This window comes from Micromonospora sp. NPDC005237, assembly GCF_040607775.1.
GTDB lineage: Bacteria > Actinomycetota > Actinomycetes > Mycobacteriales > Micromonosporaceae > Micromonospora.
In genome coordinates, this window is record NZ_JBEXHJ010000002.1 from 481455 (window position 1) to 496279 (window position 14825).

At 71.0% G+C, this 14825-nt stretch carries 12 protein-coding genes; 10 read left to right on the forward strand and 2 right to left on the reverse strand.

Translation table 11 applies throughout. The features are described from left to right. The first annotated feature begins 104 nt into the window (after positions 1-104). A complete protein-coding gene (locus ABZT87_RS07205; protein WP_355134208.1) occupies positions 105-4472 on the forward strand; it encodes a HAMP domain-containing protein in 4368 nt (1455 codons plus the stop codon). Then, positions 4469-5023, forward strand: a complete 555-nt coding sequence (locus ABZT87_RS07210; protein ID WP_354853752.1) for a response regulator — start codon at positions 4469-4471, stop codon at positions 5021-5023. The genes ABZT87_RS07205 and ABZT87_RS07210 overlap by 4 nt, the downstream gene beginning before the upstream one ends. Positions 5024-5032: 9 nt before the next feature. Here ABZT87_RS07210 and ABZT87_RS07215 read toward each other — a convergent pair whose 3' ends face one another. Continuing rightward, the gene (locus ABZT87_RS07215; RefSeq protein WP_355134210.1) at positions 5033-5530 is read right to left on the reverse strand and encodes a helix-turn-helix domain-containing protein; all 498 of its coding nucleotides are present in this window, start codon (positions 5528-5530) and stop codon (positions 5033-5035) included. A gap of 92 nt (positions 5531-5622) precedes the next feature. Between ABZT87_RS07215 and ABZT87_RS07220 the strand changes: the two genes are divergently transcribed. Further along, the gene (locus tag ABZT87_RS07220; protein WP_355134212.1) at positions 5623-6519 is read left to right on the forward strand and encodes an ABC transporter ATP-binding protein; all 897 of its coding nucleotides are present in this window, start codon (positions 5623-5625) and stop codon (positions 6517-6519) included. Continuing rightward, positions 6516-8129: an ABC transporter permease gene (locus tag ABZT87_RS07225; RefSeq protein ID WP_355134214.1), complete on the forward strand. Its 1614-nt coding sequence runs from the start codon at positions 6516-6518 to the stop codon at positions 8127-8129. The genes ABZT87_RS07220 and ABZT87_RS07225 overlap by 4 nt, the downstream gene beginning before the upstream one ends. A gap of 123 nt (positions 8130-8252) precedes the next feature. On the opposite strand, the gene ABZT87_RS07230 is transcribed toward ABZT87_RS07225, so the two are convergent. Continuing rightward, positions 8253-8588: an STAS domain-containing protein gene (locus ABZT87_RS07230; protein WP_272614785.1), complete on the reverse strand. Its 336-nt coding sequence runs from the start codon at positions 8586-8588 to the stop codon at positions 8253-8255. Positions 8589-8753: 165 nt separating this feature from the next. On the opposite strand from ABZT87_RS07230, the gene hemL reads away from it, so the two are divergent. From hemL to ccsB, 6 genes are read left to right on the forward strand one after another with little or no spacing between them, the layout of a single operon-like run. Beyond that, positions 8754-10094, forward strand: a complete 1341-nt coding sequence (gene hemL, locus ABZT87_RS07235; protein ID WP_354853764.1) for a glutamate-1-semialdehyde 2,1-aminomutase — start codon at positions 8754-8756, stop codon at positions 10092-10094. A gap of 3 nt (positions 10095-10097) precedes the next feature. Beyond that, positions 10098-10745, forward strand: coding sequence for a histidine phosphatase family protein (locus ABZT87_RS07240; protein WP_355064747.1), 648 nt, complete (start codon positions 10098-10100; stop codon positions 10743-10745). Continuing rightward, positions 10745-11314, forward strand: a complete 570-nt coding sequence (locus tag ABZT87_RS07245) for a TlpA disulfide reductase family protein (protein ID WP_354853769.1) — start codon at positions 10745-10747, stop codon at positions 11312-11314. The genes ABZT87_RS07240 and ABZT87_RS07245 overlap by 1 nt, the downstream gene beginning before the upstream one ends. Beyond that, on the forward strand, positions 11314-12141 hold the full coding sequence (locus tag ABZT87_RS07250; protein ID WP_355134216.1) for a cytochrome c biogenesis protein CcdA: 828 nt from the start codon (positions 11314-11316) through the stop codon (positions 12139-12141). Before ABZT87_RS07245 ends, ABZT87_RS07250 begins: the two co-directional genes overlap by 1 nt. Continuing rightward, positions 12141-13796, forward strand: a complete 1656-nt coding sequence (locus tag ABZT87_RS07255) for a cytochrome c biogenesis protein ResB (RefSeq protein WP_355064749.1) — start codon at positions 12141-12143, stop codon at positions 13794-13796. The genes ABZT87_RS07250 and ABZT87_RS07255 overlap by 1 nt, the downstream gene beginning before the upstream one ends. Continuing rightward, positions 13796-14773, forward strand: coding sequence for a c-type cytochrome biogenesis protein CcsB (ccsB, locus tag ABZT87_RS07260; protein WP_355064750.1), 978 nt, complete (start codon positions 13796-13798; stop codon positions 14771-14773). The genes ABZT87_RS07255 and ccsB overlap by 1 nt, the downstream gene beginning before the upstream one ends. The last annotated feature ends 52 nt before the right edge of the window (positions 14774-14825 follow it).

The window sequence follows — 14825 nt, forward strand, 5'->3', positions numbered from 1 at the left end:
GTCGCCCGGCGGGTCGCGCACCCTGGCACTGCGGCGCGCGCGGGCACAATATGGGGTGCCGGTGTGTCCGTACGGGCACGGGCCCCCGAGTTGAGCGAGGAATGATGACCACGGCGAAGCAGTCGGTCGCGGATCCGTCCGCGCCCGACCACGAGGCGCTCCTCGGTGAATTGACCGAGGCGCTGCGACGGATCGGTCGCGGTGACCTGAAGGTCCGGCTGCCCCGCCGTGCCGGCAAGGCCGGCGAGGTGGCGGACGCCTTCAACGAGGTGGTCTCGCTCCAGGAGCGGCAGTACCTGGACCTGCGGCGGATCAGCCGGATCGTCGGTCGGGACGGCCGGCTCACCGAGCGACTCGACGACGAGGGGCTGGACGGCTCCTGGGCGGAGGGGCAGCGGGCGATCAACTCGCTGATCGACGACCTGGGCCGGCCCACCACCGAGATCGCCCGCGTCATCGTGGCGGTTGCGGACGGCGACCTGTCCCAGCACATGGCGTTGGAGATCGACGGTCGGCCGCTGCGCGGTGAGTACCTGCGCATCGGGCGCACCGTGAACACGATGGTCGACCAGCTCTCGTCGTTCTCCAACGAGGTGACCCGGGTGGCCCGTGAGGTGGGCACCGAGGGCAAGCTGGGCGGCCAGGCCGACGTCCGGGGCGTCGCCGGCACCTGGAAGGACCTCACCGACTCGGTGAACACCATGGCGTCGAACCTGACCGGCCAGGTGCGGTCGATCTCGCAGGTGGCGACGGCGGTGGCCAAGGGCGACCTGTCGCAGAAGATCACGGTCGGCGCGCGCGGTGAGGTCGCCGAGTTGGCCGCGACGATGAACTACCTCACCGACACGCTGCGGCTCTTCGCCGAGCAGGTGACCCGGGTGGCCCGTGAGGTGGGCACCGAGGGCAAGCTGGGCGGCCAGGCCGAGGTGCCGAACGTGGCCGGCACCTGGAAGGACCTGACCGACAGCGTCAACTCGATGGCGTCGAACCTGACCGCCCAGGTCCGCAACATCGCGCAGGTCTCCACGGCGGTCGCGCGCGGTGACCTCTCGCAGAAGATCACCGTGGCGGCGCAGGGCGAGATCCTGGAGCTGAAGGACACCGTCAACACGATGGTGGACCAGTTGTCGTCGTTCGCCGACGAGGTGACGCGGGTGGCCCGTGAGGTGGGCATTGAGGGCAAGCTCGGCGGTCAGGCGCAGGTGCGTGGCGTCTCCGGCACCTGGCGGGACCTCACCGAGAACGTCAACCAGCTCGCCGGCAACCTGACCAGCCAGGTCCGCAACATCTCCCAGGTCTCCACCGCCGTGGCGAAGGGCGACCTGTCGCAGAAGATCACCGTCGACGCCCAGGGCGAGATCCTGGAGCTGAAGAACACCGTCAACACGATGGTGGACCAGTTGTCGTCGTTCGCCGACGAGGTGACCCGGGTGGCCCGTGAGGTGGGCACCGAGGGCAACCTGGGCGGTCAGGCCCAGGTCAAGGGCGTCAGCGGTACGTGGCGGGACCTGACCGACAACGTGAACTCGATGGCGTCGAACCTGACCAGCCAGGTGCGGAACATCGCCTCGGTGACCACGGCGGTGGCCAAGGGTGACCTGTCGCAGAAGATCACGGTGGACGCGCGGGGCGAGATCCTGGAGCTGAAGTCGACTGTCAACACGATGGTGGACCAGTTGTCGTCGTTCGCCGACGAGGTGACCCGGGTGGCCCGTGAGGTGGGCACCGAGGGCAAGCTGGGCGGCCAGGCCCAGGTGCGCGGGGTCGCCGGCACCTGGCGGGACCTGACCGACAACGTCAACTCGATGGCCTCGAACCTGACCGCCCAGGTGCGCAACATCGCGCAGGTCTCCACGGCGGTGGCCAAGGGTGACCTGTCGCAGAAGATCACGGTGGACGCGCGGGGCGAGATCCTGGAGCTGAAGTCGACTGTCAACACGATGGTGGATCAGCTCTCGTCGTTCGCCGACGAGGTGACCCGGGTGGCCCGTGAGGTGGGCACCGAGGGCAAGCTCGGCGGTCAGGCCCAGGTCAAGGGCGTCAGCGGCACGTGGCGGGACCTGACCGACAACGTGAACTCGATGGCGTCCAACCTGACCAGCCAGGTCCGCAACATCGCCTCGGTGACCACCGCAGTGGCGAAGGGCGACCTGAGCCAGAAGATCACCGTGGACGCGCAGGGCGAGATCCTGGAGCTGAAGTCGACGGTCAACACGATGGTCGATCAGCTCTCGTCGTTCGCCGACGAGGTGACCCGGGTGGCCCGCGAGGTCGGCATCGAGGGCAAGCTGGGCGGTCAGGCGCAGGTCAAGGGTGTCTCCGGCACCTGGCGCGACCTCACCGAGAACGTCAACCAGCTCGCCTCGACGCTGACCACCCAGCTGCGGGCCATCGCCCAGGTGTCCACGTCGGTGACCCGGGGCGACCTGACCCAGCGGATCGCGGTCAAGGCGCAGGGCGAGGTCGCCGAGCTGAAGGACAACATCAACCAGATGATCGTCACCCTCCGGGAGACGACCAAGAAGAACGCCGAGCAGGGCTGGCTGGACTCGAACCTGGCCCGCATCGGCGGCCTGTTGCAGGGCCAGCGGGACCTGGTCGAGGTCTGCCGCATGATCATGACCGAGGTGACCCCGCTGGTCGACGCCCAGCTCGGCGCCTTCTTCCTGGCCGACGACACAGACGGCAGCATGCGGCTGCGGTTGACCTCGTCGTACGGGTATGTGGCACGCGGGCACGACGTCACCTTCGGGCCGGGTGAGGGTTTGGTCGGCCAGACCGCCCTTTCGCGCCGGACGATCCGGGTCAGCGCCTCCCCGAACAGCCGCCTCACGCTGCGCTCCGGCCTGGCCGAGACGCCTCCGTCCGACCTGGTGGTGCTCCCCGTGCTGTTCGAGGGGGAGCTGCTCGGGGTGATCGAGTTCGCCAGCGTGGCCGCCTTCTCCGAGCTGCACCTGTCGTTCCTGGAGCGGCTGGTGCTCACCATCGGCATCGCCGTCAACACCATCCAGGCCAACCGGCGTACGGAGGAGCTGCTGGCCCAGTCGCAGCGACTCGCGCACGAGTTGCAGGAGCAGTCGGCGGAGTTGCAGCGCACCAACGCCGAGCTGGAGGAGAAGGCCACCCTGCTCTCCGAACAGAAGGGCAACATCGAGACCAAGAACCGGGAGATCGAGCTGGCCCGGCTCGGCCTGGAGGAGAAGGCGCAGCAGCTCACGCGGGCCTCGGCGTACAAGTCGGAGTTCCTGGCCAACATGAGCCACGAGCTGCGTACGCCGCTGAACTCGCTGCTGTTGCTGGCCCGGCTGCTGGCCGAGAACTCGGAGCAGAACCTCAACCCGAAGCAGATCGAGTTCGCCCGGACCATCCACAGTGCCGGCTCGGACCTGCTCTCACTGATCGACGACATCCTGGACCTGTCCAAGATCGAGGCCGGCCGGATGGACGTCGAGCCCACCGAGATCCGCTTCGCGGAGATCCGCGGCTACGTCGAGCAGGCGTTCGCGCCGCAGGCCGAGGAGAAGAACCTCGACTTCCAGGTACGGGTCAGCAAGGATCTGCCGCCGGCGTTGGTCACCGACGCGCAGCGGTTGCAGCAGATCCTGCGCAACCTGCTCTCGAACGCGGTGAAGTTCACCGACAACGGCGCGGTGACGTTGCGGATCGCCCCGGCGGCCGAGAACGCGGTCTTCGACGTGCCGGCGCTGACCAACGCCCAGCAGGTGATCGCCTTCACGGTGATCGACACCGGCATCGGCATCTCCGACGACAAGCTGTCGATCATCTTCGAGGCGTTCCAGCAGGCGGACGGCACGACCAGCCGCCGCTACGGCGGCACCGGCCTGGGGCTGTCGATCAGCCGTGACCTGGCCCGGCTGATCGGTGGCACCATCACGGTGTCGTCGGCGCCCGGGCAGGGTTCGACGTTCACGTTGTTCGTGCCGCAGGTCCTCGCTCCGGACGCGGTGGTCGCGCCCCAGTCGCCGTCACCGCAGCGTGCCGGCCTGCCGTCGTCGCTGTTGATGCCGCCGCTGGAGCTGCTGCCGGCGCGGCCGGAGGCGCCGGCCACCCGTCAGTTGGACGGCGCCACCGTGCTGATCGTGGACGACGACGTCCGCAACGTCTTCGCTCTGACCAGCGCGTTGGAGCTGCACGGCATGACCGTGCTGTACTCGGACAACGGGGCGGACGGCGTCCGCCTGTTGGCCGAGCACCCGGAGGTGGACATCGTGCTGATGGACGCCATGATGCCGGACCAGGACGGATACGAGACGACCCGCCAGATCCGCCGTAACCACCGGTTCGCCGACCTTCCGGTCGTCTTCCTGACCGCGAAGGCGATGCCGGGTGACCGCGAGTCCGCGCTCGCGGCCGGAGGAAGCGACTACATCACCAAGCCGGTCGACCTGGATGACCTGATCGAGTTGATGTCGTCCTGGATCAGCGGCGGCCGGACCGAGGAGACTTCGTGACCCAGATGGCCAAGGCGCTGCTCGTGGACGACCGCCGCGAGAATCTGATGGCGCTGGAGGCGATCCTCCAGGGCCTGCCGGTTCAGTCGGTGGCTGTGGAGAGCGGCGAGGCGGCGCTCAAGCAGCTGCTGGTGGACGACTTCGCGGTGATCCTGTTGGACGCGCAGATGCCGGACATGGACGGCTTCGAGACGGCCAGCCACATCAAGCGCCGGGAGCGGACCCGGCACGTGCCGATCATCTTCCTCACCGCCGCCGACCGGGACGCCCAGCTCGCGCTCCGCGGCTACCAGGTGGGTGCGGTGGACTACCTGACCAAGCCGTTCGACCCGTGGGTGCTGCGGGCCAAGGTGTCGGTCTTCGTCGAGCTGTGGGTGAAGACCCGGCAGTTGGCCGCCCAGTCGGACCTGGTTCGGGAGCGCGACACGCAGTGGCGGCGGCTCACCGACGCGGTCGACGAGGCGACCACGCTGCTCCGCTCCGACGACCAGGAGTCGCGGGGCCGTGCGGTGGAACTGCTGGAGCAGGCCCGCTGGGGCAGCTCCGCCTGACCGGGCCGGTCAGCCCTCGCCGGGGCGCAGATGGCCGGTCTGGGCCCGACGGATCCGCCAGCGCTCGCCCAGCGAGTCGATTTCCTCCTGCACGAAGATGAAGAAGTCGCGCATCTCGGCCACCCGTTCGCCGGCCGGCGTCTGCGGGCCGTTGAGCGCGTCCACCCCGGAGCTGGCCACGTCGATGAACGTCTTGTAGATCGCGGTCTTGGTGATGGTCCCCTCGTACCAGGGGTTGTCCGGCATCCGGTAGCGATCGCGGCGGGACCGGGGGACGGGCTCGCGGATCAGCATGCCGAACTGGGTGAGATAGCGGACCGCGCCGCTGACCGCCGCCGCGCTGACCCCGAGCCGCTCGCCGATCTCGGCGGCCGTCAGGGGGTCGTCGGCGCTCATCACGGTGAACAACACCCGGGCGGCCATCCGTGGGAAGCCGACCTCGGCGAACGTGAGGGCCATCCGTTCGACGAAGAGGTGCACCGGGTCGTGGCCGTCGTCGGCTGCCATGGCGGTCCCTCCCTGCGCGGTTCGTGGGCACCGATGGTGCACCGACTCTCACTGTCTTCACAACTTTGTGAAACGAGTGTAGCTTCCGAGATATGGAAACTCCGATTGAGGTGTCCGGCCTGGTCAAGACCTTCGGCCGGACCCGGGCGCTGGACGGTCTCGATTTGACCGTCCGCGCCGGCGAGGTGCACGGCTTCCTCGGCCCGAACGGCGCCGGCAAGTCGACCGCCATCCGGGCCCTGCTCGGCCTGCTGCGGACGGACGCGGGGGACGTCCGACTGCTCGGCGGTGACCCGTGGCGCGACGCGGTGGCCCTGCACCGCCGGCTGGCGTACGTGCCAGGCGACGTGACGCTCTGGCCCAACCTCTCCGGCGGCGAGGTCATCGACCTGCTCGGCCGGATGCGCGGCGGCCTCGACCCGGCCCGCCGAGCCGAACTGCTCGACTCCTTCGAGTTGGACCCCCGCAAGAAGGGCCGGGCGTACTCCAAGGGCAACCGGCAGAAGGTCGGCCTGGTGGCCGCCCTCGCGTCGGACGTCGAACTGCTCATCCTGGACGAGCCGACCTCCGGCCTGGACCCGCTCATGGAGGAGGTCTTCCAGCACTGGGTGCGCCGGGCCAAGGCCGACGGTCGCACCGTGCTGCTCTCCAGCCACATCCTGGCCGAGGTGGAGGCGCTCTGTGACCGGGTGACGATCATCCGCAACGGGCGGGACGCGGAAACCGGCACCCTGAGCGAGCTTCGGCACCTGCGACGCACCTCGATCGAGGCCGAAGTGACCGGCCCGGTGGACGGGCTGGGTCAGCTCGGCGGGGTACACGACCTGCGGGTGGACGGGCAGCGGGTGCGCTTCGACGTGGAGAACGCCGCGCTGGACGCCGCGCTGCGTCGGCTCACCGAGATCGGCGTACGCAGCCTGACCAGCCAACCGCCGACGCTGGAGGAGCTGTTCCTGCGGCACTACCAGGCCGAGCAGGTGCGGTCATGACCGCTCTCACCGGCACCCGGCACCTGGTGCGGCTGATCCTGCGGCGGGACCGCGTCGTGCTGCCGATCTGGATCCTCCTGCTGGCCGTGCTGCCGGCCAGCTACGCCGGCACGTACGCCGAGCTGTACCCGACCGCCGCCGAGCGGGCCGCGTACGTGGCGAGCACGGCGAGCAACCCGTCGATCGTCGCGTTGCTCGGCCCGGTGTTCGGCGACAGCGTCGGCGCGCTCACCGTCCAGCGGGCCGGCCTGCTGATGTTGTTCGCCGCGTTGGCCAGTCTGCTGACGGTGGTGCGGCACACCCGCACCGAGGAGGAGGCCGGCCGGCGGGAGTTGCTCGGCGCGACGGTCCTCGGCCGGTACGCCGGTCTGACCGCGGCGCTGCTGGTGACGTACGCCGCGAATGTGCTGCTCGGCCTGCTCACCGCCGGCGGCCTGGTCGCCGCGGGTCTGCCCGGCGCGGGTTCGCTGCTCTTCGGTGCCGGCTTGGCGCTCACCGGCGTCGCCTTCGCCACGGTCGGCGGTCTGGCCGCACAGCTCACCGAGAGCGCCGGCGGCGCGCGCGGCATCGCCCTGGGGGTGCTCGGGTTGGCCTTCGTGCTGCGGCTGGCGGGCGACGCCGGAGGGTCCGGCGGCGCCGGTGGAAAGACCGAATGGCTGAGCTGGGTCTCGCCGCTGGGCTGGGCGCCCCGGGGGCGGGCCTTCGCCGGTGAGCGCTGGTGGGTGCTGCTGCTTCCGGTGCTGTTCGCCGCGGTGGTCGCGCTCGTCGCGTACCCCGTCTCGGCGCGCCGGGACCTCGGCGCGGGGGTGCTGCCGCCGCGGCTCGGCCCGGCCACCGCCGGTCCGCGGCTGGCCGGCCCGTTCGGGCTGGCCTGGCGACTGCACCGGGGCCCGTTGCTCGGCTGGACGGTCGGCTTCGGGCTGCTCGGTCTGGTGCTGGGCGGCGCGGCGGACGCGGCCGGCGACGCGGTGCAGGGCAACCAGCAGTTCGCCGAGATCCTGGCCCGTCTGGGCGGCACCTCGGCCCTGGCCGAGGCGTACCTCGGAAGCTCGTTGAGCCTGACCGCGCTGGCCGCCGCCGGGTACGGCATCCAGGCGGCGCTGCGGGCGCGGGCCGAGGAGACCGCCGGGCGGGCCGAACCGCTGCTCGCCACGGCGGTGAGCCGGTCCCGCTGGCTGGCGGCGCACCTGCTCTTCGCGCTGCTCGGCCCGGTGGTGGTGCTGGCCGTGGCGGGGCTCGCGACCGGGCTGTCGTACGGCCTCAGCGTGGGCGACGTCGGTGGTGAGCTGCCCCGGCTGCTCGGCGCGGGGCTGGCCCAGGTGCCGGCGGTGTGGGTGCTCGCCGGGCTCGCCGCGCTGCTGGTGGGCTGGCTGCCCCGGTTCTCCGCGGCGGCCTGGGCCGTTCTCGCCGGCTGCCTGCTGCTCGGTCAGATCGGCGCGGTGCTGAAGCTGAGCCAGTGGGCGCTGGACGTCTCCCCGTTCACGCACACCCCCCAGGTCCTGGGCGACAGCTGGACGGCCACCCCCCTGGCGGCCCTGACGGTGATCACGGCAGCCCTCCTGGCCCTGGCCCTACGCACCTTCCAAACCCGCGACATCCCCACCCAGTAACCCCCGGCCCCCTGGAACCGCGTTGATCATGAAGTTATTGCCGACAAATGGGACGGAGATTGGCAATAACTTCATGATCAACGCTGGAGGCGGCCGGGACCCAGGCCGGGGGTGGGGTGGGGGTCAGCCGGTGGGTTGGTCGTTGCGGATCATCAGGGCGCTGCGCAGGCCGGTGATGTCCAGGACGCGGATCAGGAACTCGCCGACGTGGGTGAGCATCAGCAGGCTCTGCGCGTGACTGGCCTTGCGGCTGAGCACCACGAGCGTGCCCAGGCCCTGCGAGTCGCAGAAGGTGACGCCGCCGAGGTCGAGCACGATCCGCGGGGGCGGATCGGCCAGCACCTCGTTGACGACGGTGCTGAGCTGGGCGGCCGTGAGCATGTCGATCTCACCGGCCAGGCGCAGCACTGCTTCGTCGCCCGTCCGGTGTAGCGTGATGGACAGTTCGGCACGATCCACCCGGTCAGCCTATCGCGATCCAGCCGACCCGGCCTGTTGAGGCCGAGAGCCGCTGACCCGGCCCGTGTCGGGGCTGGTGACGGGTGCCGGCAGCGGGTGAGCCTGGTAACCCCGGCCCGGGGTGGCTGCTGGTTGACCGTCCGTCGCTGACACAATGGCGGCATCGTGACCGACATCGTTTCCGCCGGATCTGGCCGTTACCCGGCCGACGCGCCGGCTTCCGAGGCCCTGTTCGACCGCGCCCGCGCCATCGTGCCGGGCGGGGTGAACTCCCCCGTGCGCGCCTTCCAGGCGGTCGGCGGCACCCCGCGTTTCATGGTCCGTGGCGAGGGCCCGTGGCTGTACGACGCCGACGGTCGCCGCTACGTCGACCTGGTCTGCTCCTGGGGTCCGCTGATCCTCGGGCACGCCCACCCTGAGGTGGTGGAGGCCGTGCAGGCCGCCGCCGCCCGGGGCACCAGCTTCGGCACGCCCACCCCGGGTGAGGTGGAGTTGGCCGCCGAGATCGTCGACCGGACGCCGGTGGAGCAGGTGCGCCTGGTCAACTCCGGCACCGAGGCCACCATGTCGGCGATCCGGCTGGCTCGCGGCTTCACCGGCCGTTCCAAGATCGTCAAGTTCGCCGGCTGCTACCACGGCCATGTCGACGCGCTGCTCGCCTCCGCCGGCTCCGGCGTGGCGACGCTCGGCCTGCCCGACTCGCCCGGCGTCACCGGCGCGGCGGCCAGCGAGACGATCGTCCTGCCGTACAACGACATCCGGGCCGTCGAGGAGGCGTTCGCCGCCGAGGGCCCGCACATCGCCGCGGTGATCACCGAGGCCGCCGCCGGCAACATGGGCGTGGTGGCCCCCCGCGACGGCTTCAATCAGCAGCTCGCCCGGATCGCGCACGCACACGGGGCGCTGCTCGTGGTCGACGAGGTGATGACCGGGTTCCGGGTCTCCCGCGCCGGGTGGCACGGCCTCGACGCCTCCGACGCCGACCTGTGGACGTACGGCAAGGTCATGGGTGGTGGGCTGCCCGCGGCGGCCTTCGGCGGGCGCGCGGACATCATGGCGCGTCTCGCGCCGGCCGGCCCGGTCTACCAGGCCGGCACGCTCTCCGGTAACCCGCTGGCCTGCGCCGCCGGCCTGGCCACGCTGCGGCTGGCCGACGACGCGCTGTACCGCAAGCTCGACGACACGGCCGCCGTCGTGGGCAAGCTCGCGTCCGACGCGCTGGCCGCCGCCGGGGTCCCGCACCGTTTGTCGTACGCGGGCAGCATGTTCTCGATCTTCTTCACCGATGCCGATGTCGTCGACTACGACAGTGCCCGCACCCAGCAGGTGCCGGCGTTCAAGGCGTTCTTCCACGCGATGCTCGCCGCCGGCGTCTACCTGCCGCCGAGCGCGTTCGAGTCGTGGTTCGTGTCGGCGGCGCTCGACGACGCCGCTCTGGAGCACATCGCCGCAGCGCTGCCGACGGCGGCGAACGCGGCGGCGGCGGCTGGTCACGGGGGGTCGTAAACGGTGAGCAAGACGGTGGTCCACGTGCTCCGGCACGGTGAGGTGCACAATCCCGACCAGATCCTGTACGGGCGGCTGCCCGGTTTCCGCCTGTCCGAGCTGGGCGTGCAGATGGCCAAGGCCGCCGCGCAGGGGCTGGCCGATCGGGAGGTCGTGCACGTGGTGGCCAGTCCGCTGGAGCGCGCCCAGCAGACCGCCGAGCCGATCGCCGCCCAGTTCGGGCTGCCGGTCGGGGTGGACGAGCGGCTGATCGAGAGCGCCAACTGGTTCGAGGGCAAGAAGGTCTCCCCGGGTGACGGGTCGTTCCGCGACCCGCGCAACTGGTGGGTGCTACGCGACCCGGTGACGCCGTCCTGGGGTGAGGCGTACCGGGTGATCGCCGAGCGGATGTTCGCCGCCGTGCACGCCGCCCGCGTTGCCGCCGAGGGCCGCGAGGCGGTGCTGGTGTCCCACCAGCTCCCGATCTGGACGCTGCGCCGCTACGTCGAGCGCAAGCGGCTCTGGCACGACCCGCGCAAGCGGCAGTGCGGGCTGGCGAGCCTCACCTCGTTCCACTTCGACGGCGCGAAGGTGGTGGGCATCGGCTACAGCGAGCCGGCCGCGCACCTCATCGCCCTCTCCGCGACAGCCCGGACGGCCAAGGGGGCCTGATGACCGCCCGGAGGTGGACCGCCGGTCTGCTCGCCGCCGTCACCACGGTGGCGCTGGTCGGCTGCACGTCGTCGAAGGGGCAGGAGAAGACCTGCTCGACCACCTCCGACGGCATCATCGAGTGCGCACCGGACCAGCGTTCGGCCCCTCCGAAGCTCGCCGGTGAGCTGCTCACCGGCGGCACCTACGACGTGAGTGCGGCCCGCGGGCAGGTCGTGGTGGTCAACTTCTGGGGCTCCTGGTGCGCGCCGTGCCGCGCCGAGGCCGACGACCTGGAAGCCACCTACCAGGCCACCAAGGGCTCCGGGGTGGGCTTCCTCGGCATCAACGTGCAAGACCAGCGGGACAAGGCCAAGGCGTTCGAGGAGGGCCGGGTCACCTATCCGAGCCTGTTCGACCCGTCCAGCCGTCTGGCGCTCGACCTGGACATCCCGCCGAACACCGTCCCGGCGACCGTGGTGCTCGACCGGGAGGGCAGGGTCGCGGTGGTGATCCGCGCCGCCGTCAAGCAGGAGGGCCTGCAACCGATCGTCGAGCGGGTCGCGGCCGAGAAGCCGGCGCCGAACTGATGGGTGAGACCTTCAAGGAGTTGGCCCAGAGCGGGCCGCTGGTGCTCGCCATCGGCGCGGCGGCGCTCGCCGGCCTGGTCAGCTTCCTCTCCCCGTGCGTGCTCCCGCTGGTCCCCGGCTACCTGTCGTACGTCACCGGTCTGGCCGGCGCCGACCTGGAGGGCCGCCGCCCGGCGACGGCCCCCGCGCCCGCCGAGACCACCGGCGGGGGTGTCGCGGTCCGGGAGCGGACGGCACCGTCGGCGGCGGTCAAGGGGCGGGTGCTCGCCGGCACCCTGCTCTTCATCGCCGGCTTCACTGTCGTCTTCGTCGCCACCGCGATCCTGTTCGCCGGCATCGGTCGGGTCTTCTTCGACTACAAGCGCGAACTGCAGATCGGCATCGGCGCGCTGATCATCGTGCTCGGCCTGGGCTACCTCGGCATGATTCCCGCCCTGCAACGTGAGTTCCGCATCTCCCGGCTGCCGTCGGCCGGCCTGCTCGGCGCACCCGTGTTCGGCGCGGTCTTCGCGCTCAGTTGGGTGCCGTGCACCGGTCCGACCCTCGGCGCGGTGATGGGCATGGCCGCCACCAGCGGTCAGAGCGACCGCGCCGTGGTGCTCGCCGTGGCGTACTGCCTCGGGTTGGGGATACCGTTCGTCGTCTTCGGGCTGGGCTTCCAGCGCCTGCTCGGGGTCTTCCGCGCCATCCGGCGCAACAGCCGCTGGGTCACCCGGGTCGGCGGCGCCCTGCTCATCCTGATCGGCCTGGCGCTGGTCACCGGCGGATGGCAGAGCTTCGTGATCTGGTTGCAGACCACCGTCGGGGTGGGCGAGGTGAGCATCTGATGACGGTCGTCGACGACCGACCGGAGACCGTGGCTCCGGCGCCCCGGCGCCGGCCCAATCGGCTGCTGGCCTTGCTGCGCAACTCGTGGCGGCAGCTCACCAGCATGCGTACGGCGCTGATCCTGCTCTTCCTGCTGGCCATCGCCGCGATCCCCGGGTCGGTGCTGCCGCAGCGGGGGATCAGCCCGGAGAAGGTCAACCAGTACTTCACCGACCACCCGGACTGGGCCCCCCGACTGGACCGGATCGGCGCGTTCGAGGTCTTCGGTTCGGTCTGGTTCTCCGCGATCTACCTGCTGCTGTTCACGTCGCTGATCGGCTGCATCACGCCCCGGCTGCGCGACCACGTCCGGGCGCTGCGGTCCCGGCCACCGGCCGCGCCGAAGCAGCTGGCGCGGCTGCCGCAGCACGCCGTACTGCCCGCCCCGGCCGGTGGCGCGGCCGCCGTCGCCGAGGTGCTGCGCAAGCGACGCTGGCGGGTCGAGGTTCGCGGCGACGAGATCTCCGCCGAGAAGGGCTACCTCAAGGAGACCGGCAACCTGCTGTTCCACACGTCGCTGATCGCGGTGCTGATCGGTGTCGCGCTCGGCTCGTGGTACGGCTGGAGCGGCAACCGCCTGCTCGTGGCGGGCGCGGACAACGCGTTCTGCAACACCCGCCAGCAGTACGCCGAGGCCAAGCTCGGCCCCCGCGTCGACAGCGCGGACCTGCCGCGCTTCTGCCTGCGGCTGGACGACTTCCAGGCCCGGTTCCTGCCGTCCGGCCAGCCGGAGTTCTTCAACGCCCGGGTGACCGTCGACGGCCCGGACGAGCCGACCCGCAGCGCGGACTTCTCGGTGAACTCACCGCTGCGACTCGCCGACGCGAGCGTCTACCTGCTCGGCCACGGGTACGCCCCGGTGATCCGCTACACCGACCGGTTCGGCAACAGCCAGGTCAGTGACGAGCCGTTCCTGACCACCGGCGACATGGGCCTGACCAGCGAGGGGCTGGCGGCCTTCCCGGACGCGAACGTCGACCCGGCCACCGGCAAGCGGACACCGGGTGAGCAGATGGCGTTCACCGGCATCTACCTGCCCACCGCGCCGCAGCAGGCCCCGTTCGTCCGCTCCGAGTACCCGACCGAGCGCAACCCGGCGCTGAACCTGGTCGCCTACCGGGGCAACCTCGGCCTGGACGCCGGCATCCCCGGCTCGGTCTACCAGCTCGACCAGCGGCAGGTGCGCAACGGCAAGGTCAAGGAGATCGGCAGCAAGCTGCTGCGCAAGGGCGAGAAGTGGACGCTTGACGACGGCACGACCGTCGAGTTCCTGGGCACCGAGCGGTACGTGACGCTCTCCGTCCGGCACGACCCCGGCTCGACGCCGCTGCTGGTGAGCTGCGGCGCCCTGCTGGTCGGGCTGATGGGCTCGCTTTTCGGTAGGCGCCGCCGGGTGTTCTTCCGGGTGGCACCGGCCGACCCGGCGGATGGATCTCCGACGGGCGGTAGTAGCTTGATGGAGGCCGGTGGGTTGCCGCGCACCGACTATCCAGGGTTCGCCGACGAGTTCGCCCAGCTCGTCACCGCCGTGAGCGGTGCCGACGGGGCTGCCGAGCGGGCCGGCACCGACGCTGACTCCAGCGACCGGGCCGGTGTGCGAGAAGGGACCGAGTGATGTCCGCGCTCTCCGACAATCTGGTGACCTTCGCGATCCTGACGTACCTGATCGCGATGATCAGTCACGCCGTCGAGTACGCGCTGGGCAACGCGCGTACCCGGGTCGCCGTGGCGTCGCCCGCCCGCGAGCTGGTGGGGGCGGGGGTCGGCGGTGGCGGTGGCGTCATCCCGGAGCCGCCCGCGCCGGTCCCGCCGACGGCCGACGGCGCGGCGCGTCGGGCCCGGATCGCCGGCCTGGTCGCGGTGGGGGCCACCGCGTTGGCCGCCGTGCTGCACCTCGCGGCGCTGGTCACGCGGGGTCTGGCCGCTGACCGGATGCCCTGGGGCAACATGTACGAGTTCGTGCTCACGGTGACGTTCATCGGGGTCGCGGCCTGGCTCGTGGTGCTCTGGAAGCGACCGGCGTTGCGCAAGCTCGGGCTGTTCCTGACCCTGGTGATGGTGCTGCTGGTGGCCACCGCCGAGCTGGTCCTGTACGTGCCGATCGTGCCGCTGGTGCCGGCCCTGAACTCGTACTGGTTCGTCATCCACGTCTCGACCATCGTCTTCGCGTCCGGCATCTTCCTGCTCGGCGCGGTGCCGGCGGTCGGCTTCCTGATGCGCAACGGGTACGAGCAGGGCAAGCGGAGCTTCCCGTACACCCTCGCGAAGCGGCTGCCCGGCGCGGTCAGCCTGGAGCGGCTGACCTTCGCGCTGCACGCGTTCGCGTTCCCGATCTTCACGTTCGCGGTCATCGCCGGCGCGATCTGGGCCGAGGCGGCCTGGGGCCGGCCGTGGGGCTGGGACCCGAAGGAGACCTGGGCGTTCATCTCCTGGGTCGTCTACGCCGGCTACCTGCACGCTCGCGCCACGCCCAGCGTGAAGCGCAACGTGGCCACCTGGATCGCGGTGATCGGCTTCCTCACCATGCTGATGAACCTGTTCGGCGTGAACATCTTCTTCACCGGCCTGCACTCGTACGGCGGGCTGAACTGACCCTGGTCGACGACGCGCGGGCCGGCCACGGAATCGTCCGTGACCGGCCCGC

What these genes read in the sequence shown, in the direction of transcription:
- ABZT87_RS07250 (WP_355134216.1), top strand. Translation starts at nt 11,314, where the DNA reads ATGGGTGAGACCTTCAAGGAGTTGGCCCAGAGCGGGCCGCTGGTGCTC.
- ABZT87_RS07220 (WP_355134212.1), top strand. Translation starts at nt 5,623, where the DNA reads ATGGAAACTCCGATTGAGGTGTCCGGCCTGGTCAAGACCTTCGGCCGG.
- ABZT87_RS07225 (WP_355134214.1), top strand. Translation starts at nt 6,516, where the DNA reads ATGACCGCTCTCACCGGCACCCGGCACCTGGTGCGGCTGATCCTGCGG.
- ccsB (WP_355064750.1), top strand. Translation starts at nt 13,796, where the DNA reads ATGTCCGCGCTCTCCGACAATCTGGTGACCTTCGCGATCCTGACGTAC.
- ABZT87_RS07215 (WP_355134210.1), bottom strand. Translation starts at nt 5,530, where the DNA reads ATGGCAGCCGACGACGGCCACGACCCGGTGCACCTCTTCGTCGAACGG.
- ABZT87_RS07245 (WP_354853769.1), top strand. Translation starts at nt 10,745, where the DNA reads ATGACCGCCCGGAGGTGGACCGCCGGTCTGCTCGCCGCCGTCACCACG.
- ABZT87_RS07205 (WP_355134208.1), top strand. Translation starts at nt 105, where the DNA reads ATGACCACGGCGAAGCAGTCGGTCGCGGATCCGTCCGCGCCCGACCAC.
- ABZT87_RS07255 (WP_355064749.1), top strand. Translation starts at nt 12,141, where the DNA reads ATGACGGTCGTCGACGACCGACCGGAGACCGTGGCTCCGGCGCCCCGG.